This is a genomic window from Blautia sp. 1001283B150304_161114_C9 (genome assembly GCF_015668165.1).
Classification (GTDB): Bacteria; Bacillota; Clostridia; order Lachnospirales; family Lachnospiraceae; genus Blautia_A; species Blautia_A wexlerae.
This window is the reverse complement of the sequence record NZ_JADPGO010000010.1, coordinates 69,273-87,609: the sequence shown is the minus strand read 5'-3', so window position 1 is coordinate 87,609 and position 18,337 is coordinate 69,273. Positions and strand designations below refer to the sequence as shown.

The window sequence follows — 18,337 nt, the reverse complement described above, 5'->3', positions numbered from 1 at the left end:
ATAATCGTCTGAAAGTCACTGAACAGCTACAAAAAAACAAACGAAAGGGTGTGAAATCATGCCTTTACAGAATTATCAGTATGATACGATCATGCGGGAATACAGCAAGACCCAGTCTCAGAACAGACGTATTCTGGAGGAGCGTACTCAGGAGATTTATAAAAAAATCCCGCGCATCCACGAAATAGATGAAGAGGTTGCCACCTTAAGCGCAAAAAAAGCAAGAGCACTCTTAAGCGGAGAATCATCAGGTCTTGAGGACCTTAAAGCTGCAATCTCTCTTCTGTCCCAGGAGCGCAATGCCCTGCTGGTATGTAACTCATATCCGGAGGATTATCTGGAACTTCCATATAAGTGTCCGGTCTGTCAGGATACCGGTTACGTCGGAAGCCAAAAATGTACCTGTTTTAAGAAAGCAGAGATAGAACTGCTCTATACGCAGTCCAATTTAAAAGAAATTCTCAAAAAAGAAAACTTTGACCACTTTTCTTTTGATTATTATTCTGATACAATGAAGAACGAAGCTACCGGACTGACAGAAAGAGAGACGGCCCGGAGAGCTTATGATATTGCCAGAGGTTTTGTGAGAAATTTTGACAGTTCCTTTGAGAATCTGTTTCTTTACGGTGATACCGGTGTGGGTAAGACTTTTCTTTCTCACTGTATTGCTCATGATCTTCTGGAATCAGCACATTGCGTTATGTACTTTTCCGCATTTGATCTGTTTGAACTGCTGGCAGACTCCAAATTCTCCAGAGATAAAACAGAAGGACAGGAATTTGTATTTGACAGCGATCTGCTGATCATCGACGACCTGGGAACTGAACTTACAAACAGCTTTGTCTCTTCCCAGTTGTTTTTGTGCATAAATGAACGCATCATGCGCAGGAAGTCTACGATCATATCAACAAATCTGAAACTGGAAAATTTCTCGGATACTTATTCCGAACGAACCTTTTCGAGAATCGCCAGCAACTACCGTATGGTGAAGCTGGAAGGAAAGGATATCCGTATACAGAAAATTTTTTTAGGAGGAAAATAAAACATGGCACAGGCAACAACTAAAGATTTAACTACACTTCCGGTGGGCAGACTTGGTCTGATCCCTCTGATCAGCTGTAAGGATCTGGGTGAAAAAGTAAATGAATGGCTGATACAGTGGCGTAAAGAGCGCAGCCACGAAGAGCTTGATTCTTTTGCATTTGAGGGTTATCAGAGAGAGTCCTATCTGATACCGGTCCAGACAGCACGTTTCGGTTCCGGTGAGGCGAAATGTACGATCATGGAATCTGTACGTGGTGACGATATCTATCTGATGGTTGATGTATGTAACTACAGTCTTACCTACAGCATCGGACCATACGAGAATCTTATGTCTCCTGATGACCATTTTCAGGATCTGAAACGTGTGATCGGCGCAATCGGCGGCAAAGCCCGCAGAGTAAACGTGATCATGCCTTATCTGTACGAAAGCCGCCAGAATATCCGCAGTGGCAGAGAATCCCTGGACTGTGCAACAGCACTTCAGGAGCTTGTAAGTATGGGTGTGGAAAACATCATCACTTTTGACGCACATGACGCGCGCGTGCAGAATGCAACACCTCTGCATGGATTTGAGACTGTACAGCCATCCTATCAGTTTATCAAAGCTCTTCTCAACCATGAGAAAGGACTTCACATCGACAACGATCATTTCATGATCATCAGCCCTGATGAGGGAAGCATGAACCGCGCAATCTATCTTGCCAATATCCTTGGTGTTGATATGGGTATGTATTACAAACGTCTGGATTACTCCAAGAGAATCAACGGACGTCACCCGATCGCAGCTTACGAATTCCTCGGTCCAAACCTTAAGGGCAAAGATATGATCCTGATCGATGATATGATTTCTTCCGGTGATACAGTTCTTAAGATTTCTTCTCTCCTCAAGGAAAGAGGAGCAGGCAGAATTTATATCTGCTCTACTTTCGGACTGTTTACAAACGGACTCGAGAAATTTGATGAGGCTCATAAGGCAGGAGTGTTTGACAAACTGCTCACTACAAACCTGATCTATCAGTCTCCTGAGCTTCTTGCAAAAGATTACTACATCTCCTGTGATATGAGTAAATATATCGCCCTGATCATTGATACTCTTAATCATGATCAGTCTGTAAGCTATCTGCTCAACCCGGTTGACAGGATCAACCGCTGCGTAAGCAATTATATGGCTCAGTATGATGAGAAATAAATAACTTCTGTAAAATTTATAAAAAGAGATTTCATGTTCTGTTCCGGCTGTTTCATCCGAAATTCCTGCAGTACATGAAATCTCTCTTTTTGTTATATATAATGCAATCCACTCTTCTATGCGGCCCTACACTGAATAACTGCTTCGCAGTCTGGTTAAAATTCAGGAAATAATTTGCTTCCCATAAGGGATCCCCTCCCTGTCCAGAAGTTCCATCTCGCGTTTACTGCAGGTACTGATGATAACCTGCTTTTTCTCCTTATACATCCATTCAAGAACTGCCTCAAGATCTTCTTCCTCATACATCCCAAAGATATCATCCAGTATCACCGGCAGACTTTCTTCCTGACACAGAAGCTCTCCTGCAGCCATGCGCATGGCAAAATAAATCAGCTCCAGAGTGCCGCGGCTGAGACATTCCAGTGCTTCCACTCCGTTCCCGGTAGTTACTGTCATGTGGGATGCCGCATCCATCTGTACGTCCTGATATTCACCATCTGTAATCTCACTCAAAATCTGAGAAGTACGTATCTGCAGCTTTCGTCCCACCTGAAGATGAATATTTCCTGACATTCTCTCTATGGTTTCCATCGCCATATTCAGAGCCTGTACCTCCCGCTCTTCCGATGTAAGCAGAAAAGAATTTTCTTCGTATTCCCGGTATTCTTCCTTAAGGTTACAAAGTTCTGTTTCTTTCTCATCATAGTCCTGTCTGAGATTTTCTTTACTGCATCTGAGTTTCTCCTGCCTGGATACCCAGCGTTTCTTCATCCGTATTCTCTTCTGAAATTCCCTTGCATACTTCAGCTGCTGTTTTCCACAAAATCCCACCAACGCAGCTGCAATAACCGCTACGATCAGACTTACCGAAACACTGTCCGCTATAATCGCAGTCAGAATCAATCCAAAGATGCCGGCAGCGGCCGATATCAGCATTCCCATTGCAAAGCTGTTTCTTTTTGCCTTTGCCTGTGCCATTCTCTCATCCAGAATAACCGCACCATTTTCATCTCCGGGATGCATCCGTAACGACTCCTCTTTCTCATTAATCTGATCCAGCTTTCCATTCAGATCATTCAGATCACTTATGATATCATCCATCCTGGTCAGAAGTTTCTGCCTCTCCTGTTCTGTCTCTTTCTGTTTTCTGTCTGCCTGGACCAGATAACCCTTTCTGGACATCTTGAGCATCTGCATGGCCCGTCCCAGATCCATGGAGCTGTCTGCAGTTCCCTGATAGCCGGTCATAAATTTTTGCAGCTCCCGAGCCAGATCCTGTTCTGTCGGACTCTTTAACTTCGCAGCAAAAACTGCATTATCGTAGATTGCTTCACTGATATCTCCGAGAAACATATTTTTAATATACGTATGTACTATCGCTCTTTCGCTTTCATTCTCTCCATACAGAACGTTAATTCCCGGAGAAAACTCTAAAGTTTTATCATGGATTTCTCCAGAGTTTTTAATATTTAACTGTCTGATAATCATATTCTGTCTGTCACCTGCTTGTTTCCAGTAAAGCCTGAAGACCATAATATAATGCCTTCTCCTCCACTGCATTTCTGTCTTTTTCAAGAAAATAACTGATATAGTCACCGATCAGTGTTCCACTATATTTTTTTTGAAGTGCTTCCAGATCATAGGAAGGCTTTGATTCATCCAGAACCTCTGTTACGTAGCCAAAAGACTTCAGTCTCTCGGGAAGCAGCAGAAGCTCCGGTGCCCTGGTTCCCTGGATCACGATCCTGTAGATATTCATGCGTCCTTTATTCGCCAGATCCGCCTTCAGCATATCTTCCAGAGATGCCTGTGTAGAATCTTCACGCAGCATCAGAAGAATCTGCTCATAGGAACGGCAGGCAAAAGGAACAAAATTTGTCTTAAGCCTTCCGTTTTCCAGATGTCCTTCTATGTATCCATGATCACCCAGATCATTTCTGTCAACAGGCTCCAACGCACCTGCATAAGCTGCATTATCCCGGATCAAAATCTGGGGTTTATGAATATGTCCTAATGCAATATAATCAAATCCTGACGCAGCAATTGATTTGATATTCATGGGGATATGCTTCGCATCTCCACCATGAGCCAGTAAAATGTGAACCCCCTCTCCCTCTGCAGGATGTATGGAATCATACAGAGGATTCTCTATTTCCTGATGTTCATAGCTCAGTCCATATACATAAACATCCAGTTTCTCATCTTTCACACAGGTAAGCTGTTCATTCTTAAAAAATGTCACATTCTTTTCCCACTGAAAATCCCGGTAAAAAGAATCAGCCTTAATATAGTCATGATTTCCTGCCATCAGATAAACCCGGGTATCCGGGATGGTGGAAAACAGGTTATTTACTTCTTTCAGTTCCCGTAGAAGAGGCTGGCGGTGGAACAAATCTCCTGCTATAAATAACAAATCCACCGGATTCTCGCGGATACCCGCAATAACCCGGCGGAAAGTTTCCCAGATTTCTTCCTCCCGCCTGCTGCTCCATGGACAGCCCCTGTCAGGAACTGCACCAAGGTGTACATCTGCAAGATGAATAAATCTCATGCCAATCTCTCTTTCTATAACATTTTTGATATCTGCGGATTGCTCTGCAGCTTCAATGCTCCCACAATACTGATATCAGTCAAATTATAAATCACAGTTTTTAACAGTTCTTGGGAATGGAATTACGTCGCGGATGTTGCCCATGCCGGTAAGGTACATTACGCAACGTTCAAATCCAAGACCAAATCCTGAATGGCGTGTGGAACCATATTTACGAAGATCAAGATAGAAGTCATAATCCTCTTTCTTAAGTCCCAGCTCGTCCATACGTTTCTCAAGTTTCTCAATGTCATCCTCTCTCTGGCTTCCACCGATGATCTCACCGATTCCAGGCACCAGACAGTCCATAGCTGCAACAGTCTTGTTATCCTCATTCATCTTCATGTAGAAAGCTTTGATCTCTTTCGGATAATCTGTTACAAATACAGGTTTCTTAAAGATTTCTTCTGTAAGATAACGTTCATGCTCTGTCTGCAGATCGCATCCCCAGAATACTTTGTAGTCAAATTTATCGTTGTTCTTCTCCAGAAGCTCTACTGCTTCTGTGTAAGTAACATGACCAAACTCAGAATTGATCACATGGTTCAGTCTGTCCAGAAGTCCCTTATCAACAAAAGAATTGAAGAAATTCATCTCTTCCGGTGCATTCTCCAGTACATAACGGATCACATATTTCAGCATTGCCTCTGCAAGATCCATGTTGTCATTTAAATCTGCAAATGCGCATTCCGGCTCGATCATCCAGAACTCTGCCGCATGGCGGGTTGTGTTGGAATTCTCAGCGCGGAAGGTTGGTCCGAAAGTATAAACATTGCGGAATGCCTGTGCAAAAGTCTCGCAGTTTAACTGTCCGCTTACTGTCAGATTAGTTTCTTTTCCGAAGAAATCCTGAGAGTAATCTACAGCACCCTTGTCATCTGTCGGAACGTTGTTCATATCCAGAGTAGTTACCTGGAACATCTCACCTGCACCTTCACAGTCGCTTCCTGTGATCAGCGGAGTATGCACATAAACAAATCCCTGCTCCTGGAAGAAACGGTGAATCGCATAGGCACACAGAGAACGTACACGAAATACTGCCTGGAATGTGTTTGTTCTCGGACGGAGATGTGTGATGGTTCTTAAGTATTCAAGACTGTGGCGTTTCTTCTGAAGCGGATAATCAGGTGCAGAATTACCCTCTACTGTAACTTCTGCTGCCTGGATCTCAAATGGCTGTTTTGCCTGTGGAGTTGCTACCAGTGTACCTTTGACAATGATCGCTGCACCTACGTTTAATTTACTGATCTCAGCAAAGTTCTCCATTGTATCGTGATAAACTACCTGAAGAGTCTCAAAGAAGCTTCCGTCGTGAAGCACGATAAATCCAAATGTCTTGGAATCACGTACGCTTCGTACCCATCCACCTACTGTAACCTCTTTATCCAGGTATTTTTCTCTCTCTTTGTAAATCTCTTTTACTGTTGTTAACTTCATATCTATGTTTCCTCTTTCTCCTCATCGTTCTGGTCTTACACAAAAAGACGAAACGCTGTTTCAGATAACAGCCGTCTCGCCTTTTAGTATAGACTATTCCCTGTTTTCACGCAAGGAGTAATCTGGTATTTAACTATGTTTTTTCTTTTGTCAGGTGTAGCAAAATCATGCTCTCTGCCATTTCGTCAGGCAGGCACTCTCAATGAATCCATACATTTTGCAAAAATACGCTTATATGTCCTTGTAGTATAGTGAAGCCCGTCATCTACCGTACCGGTTCCGTAATGATCACTGGCAAAGCTGTATCCTGTTGATTTCAGATAAGAATACATATCAATATAAGTATAAGCAGAAGACAGATTTGCTTTCATATACTGATTGAATGATCTGACTGCCGCCTCACTTCTGTCCGCTCTTCCCGCATTGGAAAGCATCAGACGATTCACCGGATTTACAGACATGAAGTACAGTTCACATCCTTTGCTTTTAAGCTGTGGTGCAATCCAGTTATAATACTCCGCATAATCTGCAGATTTTGACAAGTCGTTTACTCCAAAATTAAAGATCACTGCGGTTTTCTTTGAAAGAATACTGTTGGAATCGTGCTGTACTATGGAATAAAGCTGAGCCCATCCTGTAGTGGTAAACCAGTCCAGTCCCTTTCCTGCCGAGCAGACAAACTTCACATTTTTAGTCGCAGATTCTCCCATTCCTGTCAGAACATTTTCCATAAATTCCGTACGGGAATCACCTACAAAAATCACCTGTTTATATTTATAGATATCTACCTGCGGAAGCTGATCCTCTGTAAGGTCTGTTTCCGTTGTTCTGTTAAATACCACTGCATAGAGATCCACATTTCCATTTACCGTGATTTTTTCTTCTGCCTCATACTGCGGAGAAACACTCTGCATCGGTTTTGTGGACCACCCCATAAAAGTATAACCTTCTGCATCCCTTACGCCCGGAAGAGAATAAGAACTTCCTTTTGCCAGAGTCGTTTTCTGCCAGGTGCTACCGTCACATCTGTGAAAAGTCAGCTGTACTGCCTTCTTCTGTACCGCATAAAGAGTGATATTTTTGTTGACTGTACATTTCGCCTTTGCTGTTGCTTTCTCAGAATTTTTCTTACTTGACCATCCCTGGTTAACATAACCGGTTCTTGCCGGTACTTTTGCAAAGGTAACAACCGTTCCCTCTTCTACTGTCTGAGTAAGTTTTTGATAAGCCGCATTAGTGCTTCCATTTCCCAGATAGTAGCTGACCGTATAATAATTACTCTTTCTGCGCACTGCATAGAACCGAGTTGCCTTTGTAATCTTTACTGTATCACCGGCTGAATATTCCGGTTCTGTTTCTCCCTTTTCAGTTGTCCAGCCCAGATTTGTATAGCCCTTTACTTTCGGCACATCAGGCAGTGTCACTTTCTGATTTTTTGACGCATACATGGTGAGCGAAGTATAAATTTTGCTGGTACTTGTTCCATTATTGTTATTGAAAGTAACTGTGTAAGGCAATTTCTTATATACAGCATAGAGAGTCAGTGTTTTTGATATAGTCACATTCTGGCCTGCTTTATAGTCAGCTTTGGAGGCTTTTTTACTCTTTGACCATCCCAGAGACTGATATCCTGTCTTGACAGGCACCTGCGGCATTGTAACTGTAAGTCCTTTTCCGACTTTCTGATTCAGTCTGGTAAATTTACTGTTGCTTGCCCCTGTATTGGTCTTAAAATTCACCTGAAGTGCTGTACGGCGCACAATGTAAAAATCTGTGTCACCGGTCACTGTAAATTCTGAATTCAGTTCATATTTTACAGCAGAACTTCCCTTTGTATCTGTCCATCCATAATTAATGTATTTAGATGATGGCATATCCGGAAGTATGACGTTTTTTGTCTCATATGCCTGCAGAATTCCATTGGAAAACACACTGGTTCCTGAATTATTATAAAGGGAAACCGTACATTTCTTTGGCATATAGAAGTTCAGGATGCCTTTTTCGAGAAACAGATTCCAGCTCTCGCCTTTCTTCAGAGTAAGAATATCTCCACCCTTCAGAGTGATCGCATCTCCAAGTTTTTCATTTTTTTCCAGTTTCCACATATCCGGTGCACCTGTATCCGGTACATTGGGAAGGATCAAAGATTCACCCCAGGACATCACTGTTCGCAGCTGTTCACATTCATTTCCTTCTCCGTCTATAAACCGGAGCATTACCTCTTTCTCCGGATTAATCGTCGGCGTGGGAGATGGTGATGGTGTGACTGAAGGAGTCGGTGTTGAAGACGGCATCGGTGTGACCGAAGGAGTCGGTGTTTCTGTCAGTGCAGGTGTACCCTCCGGTGTCGAAGTCACTGTTGGTGTTGGTGACAGTTCCGATGCCATTACTTTCTCCGAATCAGAAGCTGCCGGCAAAGTATTTTCTGTATCAGTTATGCACGAATCTTCTTCCCCTGAACTGAAAATCTCTTCAAAACTGTCCGGAGTGCCGAACTCTGCTGCCTGTACGGGAACTGTTGCAGTGATCAGTGCCACAGTCAGAAACACACTTGCCAGACGCTTTCCTCTTTTGTGTCTTTTTCTGTACATATTTACCTCCATTTTGCAAAAACGTCCCAACATAAAATATGCGGGACGTTCTCTATGCATTCCCAATCATTCAAAAACATCTTCAGACTGCCCGGCTTTTGATCAGAACCGCCACAACCTGCTCATATGTAAATAATACCAGATTTGTCATCCTGCTATGTAAACACTGTTTTCTTATGGTTGAAAATATTCCTTATAATTTATTGATAAACCTCATAAATGCTTCTCTGCCTTCAGCAGTGCATTTATATACGCCGGCATCCTCAAGTACATGAACGAATACATTACCGACTTCTTTTCTGAGAACATCCTGAATGTTGTCTTTATCAAGGTTGTCATATTTCGGAAGGAATTCTGCAACCCACGCTGCATGTTTCTCAATCTTCTCATTGGAAGAAATGTCTTTTCCCTCCAGAATATATTCTGCCAGAAGTTCCAATTCTTCTTTTAATCTTGCCGGAAGTACGGCAAGTCCCATTACTTCGATCAGACCAATATTCTCTTTCTTGATATGGTGATACTCTGCATGCGGATGGTATACACCAAGAGGATGCTCATCAGTAGTAATGTTATTTCTAAGTGTGAGATCCAGTTCAAACATATCTCCGGATCTGCGGGCGATCGGTGTGATCGTATTGTGCGGTTCTCCATCAGTTTCAGCAAAGATAAACGCACTTTCGTCTGTATAACCTCTCCACGCTTCCAGAACATGTGTAGCAAGCTCTATCAGTCTCTTCTCATCCTTATGACGGATCCTTAAAACTGAAAGAGGCCATTTAACAATACCTGCTTCTACATCCTCATATCCCGGAATAGTCACATGTTTCTCGATCGGTGCTTTTGCCATTGCGAAAGTATAATGTCCGCCCTGGAAATGATCGTGACTTAAAATAGAACCGCCTACGATAGGCAGGTCTGCATTGGATCCCAGGAAGTAATGCGGGAAAAGTTTTACAAAATCAAAAAGTTTGATAAATGTATTCTTCTCAATCTTCATCGGAACATGCTGACTGTTAAAGACGATGCAATGCTCATTGTAATACACATATGGGGAATACTGAAATCCCCAGGGACTGTCATTTACAGTGATAGGAATGATTCTGTGATTCTCTCTGGCAGGATGATTAACTCTTCCTGCATATCCTTCGTTCTCCGGGCAAAGAAGACATTTCGGATAACTGCTGGATTTTACAAGCTTGGCAGCAGCGATTGCCTTCGGATCTTTTTCCGGTTTGGAAAGATTGATGGTGATATCGATTTTACCATATTCACTGTCTACTGTCCATTTCTGATCTTTCTTTACACGATAACGACGAATATAATCGCTGTCCTGACTGAGTTTATAGAAGTAATCGGTTGCTTCCTGTGGATCTTTCTCATATCTGCTCCAGAACTCATTCTGTACCTGCGCCGGACGCGGCATCAGACAGTTCATAAGTCTGGTATCAAAAAGGTCTCTGTACACAACACTGTCTTCTATGAGATTTCTCTTCACAGCCTCATCCAGAAGTGCATTTAATACCTCTTCAAGATCGATATCCCTGTACTCTTCCTCAGGTTCCACATATTCGTCTTCTTTAAAGACATCCAGAAGAAGATTTATTGTATAATTCTTCTCGCAGGCCGGTGTAAGTCCTGTTTCTACTCCGTACTGTACTAATTTTTTAATGTTCTCATATAACATCTGTACGTTCCTCCGTTTCGCTGTTACTGTTTCACTCTTACAGTAACGTGTTTAAACAATAAATTTCTCTGCCACTGTTTGTCCTTTTTAGAATACTCAAATATCAGTGAAATGTAAAGAAGCATTTTTACAATTTTTTGGATGAATAACCGGCAGGTTGCTGTCGCATTACTGTTCGCTCCGTTCTCAGCTGCCTGCCGGTTATGTTTTTCATCAGTAATTTACTGTTTCTATATAGGTGATAAACACATTTCCGGCTTTCTGGAAAAGATCCGTACTGTCATTCATTCCATACGGATAGGTCTCTTTTTTAACCGGATCATACAGCCAGGTATTATATTCATCATATCCTACGATCACCACGCTTGTATCTGCTCCCGTTTTGGCAATTACCGGACGCTGTGCACTTATCTCGTACAGCACACTGTCCAGACTGCAGCCGGAAAGATCGATCACAGTTCCGGTCTTTTTGAGGCTCTTTTTCAGGGTTTTAATATCATAGGTTCCCTGAAGCACAATCTCCGGAATCTCTTCTGTATCTATCTGCATTTTTGTCTTTTTATTTCCACGTTCCCATACATACTGCTGTGTACGGTTCAGCACTACACCTCCCAGCGTATCTGCACGCAATACAGCCTTCGCCGGATCTATATAGATACCGTCCAGTCCGCCCTGTCCGTAAACATAATATGCTATTTCCTGAGGAATCTGAGTGTCCAGAACAATGTCTTTCCGGTCGGAACTGCTTACCTTTGCATACATAGTCAGCGGAGAATCTGTCTGTTTGGTTGTGTTAAATACCAGTTTCACACGAACACCTGTCCTGGATGCAGAAATAAGTTCGATTTTTACTGTATTTGCCGCTGCCTTTTTATTATTCATGATCGTATCTTTCTTCTGGGCAACATAAGAGATTTCTCCGGATTTTGCAGAAAGTTCAAACTCGATCAGAGTATTTCCTACTGAAATATCAGTGATATAAAGTCCGTCTTTCCGGTATTCTTTTTTTACATTTCCTTCAAAATCTTCAATACGCAGAATGCGGATCCCAACAGATTTATGTCCCTCCTCATCTGTAAGAATATCTTCTTTATTCAGCATTCCATAAATCAGATCTTCATTCATAAATCCAACTGTACGAAGTCTCTGGCCTTTCTGCGGTGCGATCAGTCGGGTTTTACAGGTATCAAAATCGATTTCTTTGATATTTCCCTTTTCATCCCCCTCTGAAACCAGCCAGGCTGCATGGTCATTATTATCGGAAGATACAAAATTCGCATTTTTTATTCCTTTTTCAAGAATTTCACTGGAGTTCTCTTCGATATTGATCCTGTAAAGATTCTTCGCCAGAATCAGAAACAGCTCATTCTTTTCATTGACATAGGACAGTTTTTCAAGATCTTTTTTCAGAAATTCAAATGATTCCGAAACAGGGATAAAGGCTCTTTCTTCTGCCACGTTTTTATCACGATTGTAATGGTAAACTGCAATTCCTTCATATCCTTCATGGCTTCCTCTGTTCATATATCCATAAAGTACGAAATCAATATCTCCTTCATCAGTTACTCTGACGATCTTGATGTCATGCTGAGTTCTGGAATCGCGGAAATCTCCGTCCTTCAATTTTCTGAAACTGAAAACCTGATTTACCTTTTCATTGCCCGGTGAATAGGACCACAGATCTCCCTCCTGCACAAAAGCTATCACAGTAGCAGCATCATTCATCATATATTCTACATTCTTATCGCGCACTCCAAGGATAATCCCATCATCCTCATAAACAGGCAGTGTACCATCAAAGACCTGATTTGCAGAACGTTGGAAATCCAGCAGATAAATCCTGGTATCCTGATATTTCATTCTGTAAAATTCTTTTACGTCATATAATTCCGTTTCCTCATCCTCATTCTGCGAAGTCAGCTGATATTCCAGCACAACGCTGGCAGTTGTCTCATTGATCTCTTTGATCACAGGAATTCCCTCCTGACACAGCTGCGGAGCAAGATTCCCCCAACTGATCTCACTCAGGGAAGAATTAATATTAATTCCTGAGTAATTCGTTGCTGCTCCTGTTGTCTGTGGTTCCAGATAACTTCCCAGTGCATCTGCTGACTCTTTGTCAAGACACGCTTCATAAAAATATTTTACAAAAGCTGCATAATCTGATGCATGTACCTGTGACCTGGAAACAACTCTCGTATAATAATATGCTGTACCCTCATCCAGTTCCAGGGCAATCTGCATGGAATATTCCTGATTCATACGCAGATCACTGCCAATCTCCACGTCTACGGACAAATACTGATCTTCTTTTACAAGATTCTTAATCTTCTTATTTTCAAGGACTTTACTTCCATCAGATGTACGGATCTCATAAGAAAAACTCTTTACTTCCGAATCATAGGGATTCACTTTAAATGTCAGTTTTTTTGATGTATCCAGAGGAGTCACACTGTCTCTGCTAAAATCCGCCTGCATAGGCTGCGCATATCCATACATCCGGTTTATCAGCGTATCATTCATATCCACCATGACTTCCGGAAACACTGCGTCATTAAAATCAGAACGGTTATCTGTGGATTCACTGTTAAGAAGCAATGCAGTACCTGCTGTACCAAGCAGAAATACCAGAAGAAGAATACCTGCTTTTTTCAGTATCCTTTTCATCGCACACTCCCTTCCTGTTCTTTTTCATTCAGAAGCCTGTCCAGTGTAGGATGGATATTCAGGGCTGCAAGCATTTTCTCCACCTTACCCTGGTCTGATCTTTTCCCTGTTCTGACTGCTCTGATCAGGAGATTCTTAGGTGTATGTTCCATATCAATAAACTCCAGGATCTGGGTATCATAACCTTTGCTCTCCAGAAGATCTGCACGCACAGCATCTGTGATCAGCGCAGACATCCTTTCTTTCAGGATTCCATAGCGCAGAACCGGCTCCAGCATTTCATTTTTGATCTGTTTATTAACTTCATGCTGACAGCAGGGTACGGAAAGAATGACTTCAGCTCCCCATTCCACTGCCTTGGCAAGTGCATAATCGGTAGCTGTGTCACAGGCATGAAGCGTTACCACCATATCCACACAGGATACACCTTCATAATCTGCAATATCACCATGATAGAAATGCAGCTTCTCATATCCGTATCTGAGTGCCAGAGAATTACATTTCTCAATTACATCTGTTTTCAGGTCAAGACCTATGATATTTACATCATATCCTTTTAGTTCTCTTAAATAATAATACATGGCAAAAGTAAGATAACTCTTTCCACAGCCAAAATCCAGAATCGTTATTTCTCTGTCTCTGGAAAGTCTGGGAAGTATATCTTCAATAAATTCAAGGAAACGATTGATCTGTCTGAATTTGTCATATCTGGCATGGATAATCTTTCCCTGTTCATTCATAACTCCCAGATCGATCAAAAACGGAACCGGAACACCTTCTTTAAGAATATATTGTTTCACCCGGTTATGTGCTTGGATCTGAACTTTTTCTTTCTGTTCATGGTGTTTCTGTTTAATAGTCATTTTCCCCTTTTTACTGACAAGAACAACCCCGTCTGTTACTGCCCCCTGTGCCTGAAACTGTCTGAAATTCTCTGCAAGTTCTTTTTCCACATATTCAATCAGTTCCGTACGCCCGTAGTTTTTATGCAGAACTTTCTGTCCTTCTGTGGCAGATGCCTGATAACAGATCTGTCCTTTCAGCCGGATCGGACGAATCTTTATTTTTGATATGCCATCTTTATTTCTGCCGGCACTCAGAACAGCCTGTATCAGATTTTCATTTATCTGTTCTTCTAAATATTCTCTTAAATTTTTCATTGCTCTTTCTGTCTGTTAATGTTATATAATCTGTTGTAACTGTCCGGTGTACCGGCAAACCGATTTCCCGAGCAATTACAATCTGTTTTAAAAGTATCTCCTGCAGCGATATCTGCGGCATCTTCTTCTGGATATTTCCTGACAAAGCATTACCTGTATCAGTTCATCCAGAAAATCCTCCCTGATAGCCTGAGTGCTTATTTCCGGTTCCATACTCTCCCTGATCTTGCAGCTTAAATGATAAATCATATATTTATCCGGATATTCATCATAAAGGCGGCTTCCCTCATAATCCATGAGATCACATTCCTCTTCTATTTTCTCCTGAATATGCTGTACAGTCCCCGGATAATAGGATTTCATCAGGTTAAATTCTTTATCCTGCATCCGTTCTCCTTCATACAGAAGAGGATTTGCATATGTGGTATAAAACGGAAAATATTCTTTCAGATACATCGTACGATCCTGCATTCTTTTCGATTGTCTATTTCAGTATATGCAAAGTTCTGCAGACTGTGCCGAAATACAGTTCACGTGCCGCTTTATTTCATCTACTTCTTGCAGATTACAATTCCTGGATCATTCTTACAGTTAATTTGACACTGTGTTCAATTGCCGCCATCTCAAACTCAGCGTAATCCATGTGAGCACTTCCGTCTGCCTTATCAGAGATTGCTCTTACTACAAGGAATGGAATATGGTTCAGATAAGCAGCCTGACCGATAGCAGCACCTTCCATCTCTACTGCAAATCCACCAAATTCTGAAATGATGGCATCTTTAACGCTCTTATCTGAGATAAACTGATCTCCGGAACAGATTCTTCCTTCAAATACACTGATCTCAGGATTTACTTCTTTACATACTTTTGCAGCCAGTTTACGAAGTTTTTCATCAGCAGGGAAGGAAAATTCATCCATCTGCGGAATCTGACCTTTCTTATATCCGAAGCCGATCGCATCCATATCATGATGCAAAACATCTGTAGAAAGAACAATATCCCCAATATTTACATCATTATTCAGACTTCCTGCAATTCCTGTATTGATCACCGCTTCCACACCAAATACATCTGCAAGGATCTGTGTGCACATACCTGCGTTTACTTTTCCGATTCCTGAGCGTACAACAACTACTTTCTTTCCTTCCAGAGTTCCCTCATAGAAATCCATACGGGCTCTGGATGTAATTGTGACATCCTGCATTTTTTCCTTGATTTTTGCAACTTCCTGTTCCATTGCTCCGATAATTCCGATACATTTCATTATTAAAACACCTCTTCTTTGTATATTGTAATTTTTCATTTTCATGGTATCAGGTTCAGATGTGTAAACAGTGACAAATGTTCCTGACATCTCTTTATTATAGCAAAACTTTATTTATATGGAAACTTTTTTTATCCTCTGTTATAATACAATTGCTATTTTATGTTACTGTTCACATATCACTATTCCGCGAGGTGTTTTGGCATGAATATGCCAAAATCCCGAGACATACAAGCCCAAATTCCATTGCCGCAGGCAATCTGGAATGAATTTTGGCTACGTTACTATGAACGGAATGAACAGTCACGTAGTGGCATATGAACAGCAGCATTTATATTTACATTTTTTCACACAGGAGGAAACATATCATGACGTATAAAACAAAAGGTGTCTGCGCCAGCCATATTGAATTTGAAGTAGATGACAATAAGAAAGTCCACAATGTCCGTTTCATCGGCGGATGCAGCGGAAATACCCAAGGTGTAGCCAGTCTTGTAGAGGGAATGGATGCAGAGGAAGTGATCAGCAGATTAAAAGGAATCAAATGCGGATTTAAGAATACCTCATGTCCGGATCAGCTTTCCACTGCACTGGAGGAAGTTCTGAACAAATAAACAACTGTGGAAATACTGAACAGTTACGCAGGTGACCGTATAAAATATCCCACGAAAACTATAGCAAGCCTCTTAAATAATGTAAATTGAATCAATATATTATTTACAAAGATTGCTATAGATAAAGTTTCGTGGGATATTTTTTTAATTTACATATCTGTCCTGTCCCATTTATCACACAGGGACTGAACATCTCTTGAAAATCTTTCCAGATCTTTATTCGGCGTTCCTTCATTTTTCCTGATAACCGTAATAAGCCTGTAACCAAGTGCCAGAAGTTTCTCGAAGGCTCTGGCTGCTCTTGTTGCCTTCGGTGATGCAGATGCTTTCTGGATTTTCACACCCTTTGCCTCATACAGACATACATCGTCTGCCAGATCATAAACCGTACCGCTGAACGGAGCCATTGTATCATACCCCAGTTCATCTGTCAGACGTTTTGCAAAAATCTCTGTAACTGTATCATCTCCATGAGTAACAAAGACTTTCTGCGGTTTCTCCTCAAATGCCTTCGCCCAGTCTAAAAGGCCATTCACATCCGCATGACCGCTGATTCCCGGCATCTGGCAGATATGCGCTGCCACATGAACAGGTTCACCAAACAGTTTCACATCTGCAGCCCCCTCGATCAGTGCTCTTCCAAGAGTACCGACCGCCTGATATCCTACAAAAAGAATCGTATTCTTCTCATTCCACAGATTATGTTTCAGATGGTGCTTGATACGGCCTGCATCACACATACCACTGGCTGAAATGATTACCTTGGGCTCCTCATCATAATTGATCGACTTCGAATCATCACTGGTGACGGAAATCTTCAATCCAGGGAAACTGATTGGATTAATTCCCTTTTTGATCAGTTCCATCGCTTCTTCATCAAAACAGTCATACTGATGCTCCGAGAAAATCGTGGTAGCTTCATTTGCAAGAGGACTGTCCACATATACTTTAAATCCGTCATGTCCATACACCAGTCCGTCTGCCTTGATCTGTCTGATAAAGTACAGCATTTCCTGCGTACGTCCCACTGCAAAAGAAGGAATCACAAGATTTCCTCCTCTGTCAAAGGTTTCCTGGATGATTTCCGACAACAATTTCACATAATCAGGCTTTTCTCCATGACTGCGGTCACCGTAAGTGGATTCCATAACTATATAATCTGCATGGTGCAGATACTCAGGATCCTTGATCAAGGGCTGGCAGGTATTTCCAATATCTCCGGAGAATACAATCTTTTTCTCTGTATCCTCCTCCCTGATCGTCAGCTCAATACTTGCAGAGCCCAGCAAATGGCCTGCATCAATAAACCGGGCTGAGATTCCCTCTGCAGGAGTAATCATCTTATTGTACGGGCATCCCACAAAGTTTCTGATCACTCCCATGGCATCTTCCATTGTATAAGCCGGAACAAATTCCGGTTTGCCCTGTCGTCTGCCTTTACGGTTTCTCCATTCTGCTTCAAACATCTGAATGTGCGCACTATCTCTGAGCATAATATCGCATAAATGGCTGGTGGCATCTGTGGCATATACCGGTCCCCTGAACCCCTTTGCATAAATAGCCGGAAGATTACCTGAGTGATCTATATGTGCATGTGTCAGAAGAACAAATTCTATCTCTCCCAAAGCCACTGGTATTTCTGCATTTTCATAATAATCCGGTCCCTGCTCCATTCCGCAGTCTACAAGAAACTTGTGACCTGCTGCCTCCAGATAATAACAGGATCCCGTAACCTCATGAGTTGCCCCGATAAATGTAATCTTCATATAAAAACCTCCCTTCAGATTTTGATGTACTCTCGGAATCTTTTTGTACTTGATTTTATGAGAAGATTTTTTGTCAGATGTGCCCGAAGTTTTGAGGCGTACGCGGTGCGTACGTTGATAAAATTCGGGTGCATCTGGCGAAAAATCAGCCATAAAAGCAAGTGCAATAAAGACTCCGAGAGTACATTTTTGATATCCCCAATTGTTTTGCTGCATTTTGCCTGTTTAACCCGGCAGCTTTTTACTACTTTTATGATCCTTCTATATTGTATTAATTATACACTACAATGAAACAAATTAACAATATCTTTTCTGAAAACAAAAAGCAGAA

At 41.8% G+C, this 18,337-nt stretch carries 13 protein-coding genes; 3 read left to right on the top strand and 10 right to left on the bottom strand.

Annotation, left to right across the window (positions count from 1 at the left end; translation table 11 throughout):
• Positions 1 to 58 precede the first annotated feature (58 nt).
• Both I4V44_RS07310 and I4V44_RS07305 read left to right on the top strand, forming a co-directional pair.
• A complete protein-coding gene (locus I4V44_RS07310; RefSeq protein ID WP_008706949.1) occupies positions 59 to 1,042 on the top strand; it encodes an ATP-binding protein in 984 nt (327 codons plus the stop codon).
• A gap of 3 nt (positions 1,043 to 1,045) precedes the next feature.
• Positions 1,046 to 2,233, top strand: coding sequence for a ribose-phosphate pyrophosphokinase (locus I4V44_RS07305; protein ID WP_025578585.1), 1,188 nt, complete (start codon positions 1,046 to 1,048; stop codon positions 2,231 to 2,233).
• A gap of 162 nt (positions 2,234 to 2,395) precedes the next feature.
• Here the strand turns inward: I4V44_RS07305 and I4V44_RS07300 are convergent, their stop codons facing one another.
• From I4V44_RS07300 to I4V44_RS07260, 9 genes are all read right to left on the bottom strand, one after another.
• The gene (locus tag I4V44_RS07300; RefSeq protein ID WP_196002532.1) at positions 2,396 to 3,721 is read right to left on the bottom strand and encodes a hypothetical protein; all 1,326 of its coding nucleotides are present in this window, start codon (positions 3,719 to 3,721) and stop codon (positions 2,396 to 2,398) included.
• 10 nt (positions 3,722 to 3,731) lie between these two features.
• A complete protein-coding gene (locus I4V44_RS07295) occupies positions 3,732 to 4,784 on the bottom strand; it encodes a metallophosphoesterase family protein (RefSeq protein ID WP_022380048.1) in 1,053 nt (350 codons plus the stop codon).
• A gap of 84 nt (positions 4,785 to 4,868) precedes the next feature.
• Positions 4,869 to 6,260, bottom strand: coding sequence for an asparagine--tRNA ligase (asnS, locus tag I4V44_RS07290; protein WP_008706954.1), 1,392 nt, complete (start codon positions 6,258 to 6,260; stop codon positions 4,869 to 4,871).
• Between the two features lie 185 nt (positions 6,261 to 6,445).
• Positions 6,446 to 8,851, bottom strand: coding sequence for an InlB B-repeat-containing protein (locus I4V44_RS07285; RefSeq protein WP_118338991.1), 2,406 nt, complete (start codon positions 8,849 to 8,851; stop codon positions 6,446 to 6,448).
• Between the two features lie 193 nt (positions 8,852 to 9,044).
• Positions 9,045 to 10,535 (bottom strand): UDP-glucose--hexose-1-phosphate uridylyltransferase, encoded by a 1,491-nt coding sequence (gene galT / locus I4V44_RS07280; protein WP_008706957.1) that lies wholly within the window; start codon positions 10,533 to 10,535, stop codon positions 9,045 to 9,047.
• A gap of 213 nt (positions 10,536 to 10,748) precedes the next feature.
• The gene (locus tag I4V44_RS07275) at positions 10,749 to 13,202 is read right to left on the bottom strand and encodes a hypothetical protein (RefSeq protein ID WP_196002531.1); all 2,454 of its coding nucleotides are present in this window, start codon (positions 13,200 to 13,202) and stop codon (positions 10,749 to 10,751) included.
• The gene (locus I4V44_RS07270) at positions 13,199 to 14,362 is read right to left on the bottom strand and encodes a class I SAM-dependent methyltransferase (protein ID WP_008706963.1); all 1,164 of its coding nucleotides are present in this window, start codon (positions 14,360 to 14,362) and stop codon (positions 13,199 to 13,201) included. The genes I4V44_RS07275 and I4V44_RS07270 overlap by 4 nt, the downstream gene beginning before the upstream one ends.
• A gap of 87 nt (positions 14,363 to 14,449) precedes the next feature.
• The gene (locus I4V44_RS07265) at positions 14,450 to 14,818 is read right to left on the bottom strand and encodes a hypothetical protein (protein ID WP_022379846.1); all 369 of its coding nucleotides are present in this window, start codon (positions 14,816 to 14,818) and stop codon (positions 14,450 to 14,452) included.
• A 109-nt stretch (positions 14,819 to 14,927) separates the two neighbouring features.
• Positions 14,928 to 15,626 (bottom strand): 5'-methylthioadenosine/adenosylhomocysteine nucleosidase, encoded by a 699-nt coding sequence (locus I4V44_RS07260; protein WP_008706966.1) that lies wholly within the window; start codon positions 15,624 to 15,626, stop codon positions 14,928 to 14,930.
• Between the two features lie 368 nt (positions 15,627 to 15,994).
• Between I4V44_RS07260 and I4V44_RS07255 the strand changes: the two genes are divergently transcribed.
• Positions 15,995 to 16,240, top strand: a complete 246-nt coding sequence (locus tag I4V44_RS07255; RefSeq protein WP_008706968.1) for a TIGR03905 family TSCPD domain-containing protein — start codon at positions 15,995 to 15,997, stop codon at positions 16,238 to 16,240.
• A 149-nt stretch (positions 16,241 to 16,389) separates the two neighbouring features.
• Here I4V44_RS07255 and I4V44_RS07250 read toward each other — a convergent pair whose 3' ends face one another.
• Positions 16,390 to 18,006 carry an MBL fold metallo-hydrolase RNA specificity domain-containing protein gene (locus I4V44_RS07250; RefSeq protein WP_055057657.1) on the bottom strand — a complete coding sequence of 539 codons (1,617 nt, stop codon included), beginning with the start codon at positions 18,004 to 18,006 and terminating at the stop codon, positions 16,390 to 16,392.
• Positions 18,007 to 18,337 lie beyond the last annotated feature (331 nt).

Bases quoted from the DNA above. Each gene is read 5' to 3' on its own strand.
- I4V44_RS07300 (WP_196002532.1), bottom strand. From the start codon at position 3,721: ATGATTATCAGACAGTTAAATATTAAAAACTCTGGAGAAATCCATGAT.
- I4V44_RS07305 (WP_025578585.1), top strand. From the start codon at position 1,046: ATGGCACAGGCAACAACTAAAGATTTAACTACACTTCCGGTGGGCAGA.
- galT (WP_008706957.1), bottom strand. From the start codon at position 10,535: ATGTTATATGAGAACATTAAAAAATTAGTACAGTACGGAGTAGAAACA.
- I4V44_RS07310 (WP_008706949.1), top strand. From the start codon at position 59: ATGCCTTTACAGAATTATCAGTATGATACGATCATGCGGGAATACAGC.
- I4V44_RS07285 (WP_118338991.1), bottom strand. From the start codon at position 8,851: ATGTACAGAAAAAGACACAAAAGAGGAAAGCGTCTGGCAAGTGTGTTT.
- I4V44_RS07265 (WP_022379846.1), bottom strand. From the start codon at position 14,818: ATGTATCTGAAAGAATATTTTCCGTTTTATACCACATATGCAAATCCT.
- I4V44_RS07270 (WP_008706963.1), bottom strand. From the start codon at position 14,362: ATGAAAAATTTAAGAGAATATTTAGAAGAACAGATAAATGAAAATCTG.
- I4V44_RS07275 (WP_196002531.1), bottom strand. From the start codon at position 13,202: ATGAAAAGGATACTGAAAAAAGCAGGTATTCTTCTTCTGGTATTTCTG.
- I4V44_RS07255 (WP_008706968.1), top strand. From the start codon at position 15,995: ATGACGTATAAAACAAAAGGTGTCTGCGCCAGCCATATTGAATTTGAA.
- asnS (WP_008706954.1), bottom strand. From the start codon at position 6,260: ATGAAGTTAACAACAGTAAAAGAGATTTACAAAGAGAGAGAAAAATAC.
- I4V44_RS07250 (WP_055057657.1), bottom strand. From the start codon at position 18,006: ATGAAGATTACATTTATCGGGGCAACTCATGAGGTTACGGGATCCTGT.
- I4V44_RS07295 (WP_022380048.1), bottom strand. From the start codon at position 4,784: ATGAGATTTATTCATCTTGCAGATGTACACCTTGGTGCAGTTCCTGAC.
- I4V44_RS07260 (WP_008706966.1), bottom strand. From the start codon at position 15,626: ATGAAATGTATCGGAATTATCGGAGCAATGGAACAGGAAGTTGCAAAA.